The sequence below is a fragment of the Selenomonadales bacterium genome (assembly GCA_018335585.1).
Taxonomy (GTDB): Bacteria; Bacillota; UBA994; order UBA994; family UBA994; genus UBA994.
The window spans coordinates 1-4,054 of sequence record JAGXRZ010000058.1; the positions used below are offsets into that span (position 1 = coordinate 1).

Sequence of the window (4,054 nt, forward strand, 5' to 3'; positions counted from 1 at the left end):
CCCTGTAGGGACGTGCGTTCGCACGTCCGCGGACGTGCCACAGGCACGTCCCTACACCTGAGGAAGACATGTCGCACTCCTCCGTCAGACCGCGCGAAAACATAGATGTCTCTTGCTGGTAGAAAGCAGGCGGCGACAGAAACCCTGTAGGGACGTGCGTTCGCACGTCCGCGGACGTGCCACAGGCACGTCCCTACACCTGAGGAAGACATGTCGCACTCCTCCGTCAGACCGCGCGAAAACATAGATGTCTCTTGCTGGTAGAAAGCAGGCGGCGACAGAAACCCTGTAGGGACGTGCGTTCGCACGTCCGCGGACGTGCCACAGGCACGTCCCTACACCTGAGGAAGGCATGTCGCACTCCTCCGTCCCTCAACGACATTCTCCTCCGTCCCTCGGCCAAGCAGGGTTTTGCCTTGTTCTGGCGAAGTATCAGGCAGTGCTAAGAGGAGGGTGGGTATGATTATACAGGACTTACGGACGTATCGGTCGCTTTTTACTCAGTATACAGAGCTGCGCGCGCAAGAGAATCGGATCATGAACATCGCCTACTTAAATGGCAATCTGGTGAGGAACACAAAGAGCGCTGTGGGCGGGGTTTCCGCGCGCGCCTATGCCGGCGGCTCCTGGGGGTTTGCTTCTGCCCCAGGCTACGACCAAGTGCGCGAGGTCATCAGCGAGGCGACGCTTAACGCCGCGTTCCTTGACCAACGCGCGAAGAAAGGACACGCTCCCTTTGCCCCGAGCTGTCCCGTAGCCGAGAGAAGCTTCGCCACTACCAAGCCGCGTTTGTCACAGAGCGAGATCATGCAGTTTATGCAGGAACTCGACGGCTACATTGCGGGGAAGTACCCAAGCCTAAGCAGCCGCACTGTATCGCTCTACAACCTCGATATGGAGAAGTCGTTACTTACCTCCGACGGTGCTTCGCTATACTCCCTTTTGGCGCGCACCGTCTTTGGCGTGAGCCTGTCCAAAGACACGGCGACAGGGCCGGTCGAGGTTTTTGAGTCAGCGGGAGGCCTCGGGCAGTTTGAAGATGTCTTCGGCGAGCCGCAGAGCCTTTTCCCGGTGATTGACACGCTCTATGAGCACCTAGAAAAAAAGAGCGAGGGCGTTTACGCCGAGGCTGGCCTGAAAGAGTGTGTGCTTGATTCGGCGCTGGCGGGTATCCTCGCCCACGAAGCCATTGGGCACACAGCCGAAGCGGACTTAGTCCATGCCGGCTCGGTAGCTGGCGATTACTTAAACCAGCTCTGCGCCAGTCCGCTTATTACGCTGGTCGACTTCGCGCATACCTTCCGCGGTCAGCCCTGCCCGATGCCCATCTACATTGACGACGAGGGCACCTTGGCGGAAGACCAAGTCTTAATCGAGCAAGGCGTACTTAAAGGCTATATGCACAACAAACACAGTGCCAGGCGCTTTGGGGTAAGCTCTACAGGCAACGCGCGCGCCTACGAATACTTTGACGAGCCACTGATTCGCATGCGCAATACCGTCATCGTGCCCGGCCACAGCAAGCTCGCCGACATGATTGCGAGCATCGAAGACGGGTACTACCTTATGAAGCCGAGCAATGGGCAGGCCGACACGACGAGTGAGTTTATGTTCGGCGTAGTGCTTGGCTATGAAATCAAACAAGGGAAGCTAGGCCGCGCCATCCGAGACCTTACCATTTCGGGCGTAGCGTTTGACGTGCTCAAGAGCGTGACCATGGTTTCGGACGACTTGAAGTGGTCTAACGCCGGCATGTGCGGCAAGAAACAACTAATACCGGTGGGCATGGGCGGAGCGGCCGTCAAATGCCGCATCAATATTGGGGGGAGATAGCATGAACGACGCCCATATCTACTGCAGCGATGCCTTGCGCCGCTTGGGCGCAGACAAGTTCCAGTGCGTGTTGACGCGCAAGAAACAAGTAGAGTTAAACCTTGAAGGTACCGAGATGTCGCTTATGCGCTCTACGCAGGACGTAACTCTTAGCCTGATGGCCATTAAGGATTTACGCAAAGGCGAGATTACCGTCAATATCCTAGATCAAAAGTCTTTGGATGAAGCGATGTCGTCCCTCATGGAGCTGTGTGCAACTTCGGCGCAGGACGACGCCTACGATATTTCCCCGCCCCAACCAAAACAGCACTTTGACATTGGGCCGAGCGAGCCTGATGTGGATCGCATGTATGCGTTGCTCGCGCGGTATGCCGACCATACGACCGCGCGGTTCCCCAAGGTGCGGTTGGCCGAGACGATTTTTGCCCATGCGTTAACTGAGCGCCACTTTACCAACTCCACCGGCGTCGACCTAAGCAGCCGCAAAGGGGTGTATACGCTTACTTCGCTGTTCTCGGCCAAGGACGGCGGTAAGACTTCGTCATTTAACTATAGCCAAGTGGCACTGGCTGACCTAGAACAAGAGCTGCTCCAATGCAGTTCCTTTGAGGTTTTGCTTGGGCAAGCGGCAGAGCAGCTTGAAGCGCGAGCCCTGCCCGGCAAGTTTGTCGGCGATGTCATTATTACGCCGGACTGCCTTGGGGGGCTACTTTCCTTCTATGTGTCCACCTTCTTAGGCGACCGCGCACTGATTGCCGGGACCAGCCTGTTTAAGGGCAAGCTGGGACAGGCAGTAGCTGGCGAGCAACTGACGTTAGGCGCGAGGCCAAGGTCGCCTCAGATTGCCGACGGTTATGCCATTACCTCGGACGGCTTTGTGGCCGAAGACGTAACGCTGATTGAGCACGGCGTGCTAAAGAGCTTTATGTTAAGCCTCTACGGAGCTAATAAGACGAAGCGTGAGCGCGCTAAGAACTCCGGCGACTGCTTTGTCGTAGAGGCAGGGGACAAGACTTATGCACAGCTCGTGGCGGGGGTAGAGCGCGGCCTGCTGCTAGCCCGGTATTCCGGCGGCTACCCAAGCGCAAATGGCGATTTTTCAGGCGTCGCCAAGAACAGCTACTACATTGAGAACGGCAAGGTGCTCTACCCGGTAAATGAAACCATGATCGCCGGAAACTTAGCTGAGCTCTTTACCCAGATAAAAGGCATCTCCGCCGAGCGCGTCAACTTCGGCGGGGCGTTATTGCCTTACGTCGCCGCCACCGGCGTTACAATTTCCGGGAAACAGTAGGATGTCGCTGAGGGACGGAGGAGCGCGACATGCCTTCCTCGCGCAACGAAGTGAGGGCTACCATGCGCCTATTTACTGCCATCGAATTTGAGCCACACGTCAAGGCGAGCTTGGCCGCCGTGCAAGCGGAAGTAAAAAGAGCTTGCGTGTCCGGTAACTTTACGCACAGCGAGAACTTTCACTTGACGCTAGTATTTCTTGGCGAGTTGCCCGCAGCGCATGTTCCATCTTTGAGGCGGGCCATGGATGATGCTGTGCGCGATCAACCGCCTTTCACACTCACAGCCGATAAACTGGGAGCCTTTAGCCGCGGCGGCAAGAAAATAGTCTGGGTGGGGCTAAGCGGCGCAGTGGGGCAACTCCACCATCTATATTCACGGCTAGAGAGCAACCTCATCGCCCAAGGCGTCTTAAGCCAAAGCCAAAGCCAAAGCCAAAGCTACAGCCCGCACATAACACTTGCGCGGGAGGTCACGACAGGTGTCCCGCTCAGTGAGATTCACCTTGGCACCGCGCTACCTATTACTTTCGACGCGCAGGCCATATCGCTGATGGAAAGCAAGCGCGAACAAGGGCGACTCGTGTACCACCGCCTGGCGCGATCCTTCTTAGAAACAAAAGGGACGGTTCTTTATGGAAATATATAAGAATCCGAACAGCAAAAAGGTCAGAGGCAGCCACGTCCTAGAAGTGTGCTGCGCCTACTGCAAATGCTTCATTGCCCACTATAGAAAAGTCGGCGAGAGCAACTTGGTCAAGATGTACAACGAGCGCATAATTGACGGCTCCATTGACTTTTCCAAGCATCACGGCGCGCTATTCTGCCCCAAATGTGGCGAACGCATTGCCACGCGCTATATTACCAAGCCAGATAACAAGGAAGCCTACAGACTTGTGCCGTCAGCTTTTAACAAGAAGAAAGTCAAT

4 protein-coding genes are annotated in these 4,054 nt (G+C 56.1%); all 4 read left to right on the top strand.

Annotated elements, in window-relative coordinates; genetic code table 11:
* The first annotated feature begins 459 nt into the window (after positions 1-459).
* On the top strand, positions 460-1,833 hold the full coding sequence (locus KGZ66_11155) for a TldD/PmbA family protein (GenBank protein MBS3986143.1): 1,374 nt from the start codon (positions 460-462) through the stop codon (positions 1,831-1,833).
* A gap of 1 nt (position 1,834) precedes the next feature.
* Positions 1,835-3,127, top strand: a complete 1,293-nt coding sequence (locus tag KGZ66_11160) for a TldD/PmbA family protein (protein MBS3986144.1) — start codon at positions 1,835-1,837, stop codon at positions 3,125-3,127.
* A gap of 62 nt (positions 3,128-3,189) precedes the next feature.
* Positions 3,190-3,774 (top strand): RNA 2',3'-cyclic phosphodiesterase, encoded by a 585-nt coding sequence (thpR, locus tag KGZ66_11165; GenBank protein ID MBS3986145.1) that lies wholly within the window; start codon positions 3,190-3,192, stop codon positions 3,772-3,774.
* Positions 3,761-4,054: hypothetical protein (locus KGZ66_11170; protein MBS3986146.1), on the top strand; the 294-nt coding region annotated here is incomplete at its 3' end. The genes thpR and KGZ66_11170, both read left to right, overlap by 14 nt.

What these genes read in the sequence shown, in the direction of transcription:
- KGZ66_11155 (MBS3986143.1), top strand. Translation starts at nt 460, where the DNA reads ATGATTATACAGGACTTACGGACGTATCGGTCGCTTTTTACTCAGTAT.
- KGZ66_11160 (MBS3986144.1), top strand. Translation starts at nt 1,835, where the DNA reads ATGAACGACGCCCATATCTACTGCAGCGATGCCTTGCGCCGCTTGGGC.
- thpR (MBS3986145.1), top strand. Translation starts at nt 3,190, where the DNA reads ATGCGCCTATTTACTGCCATCGAATTTGAGCCACACGTCAAGGCGAGC.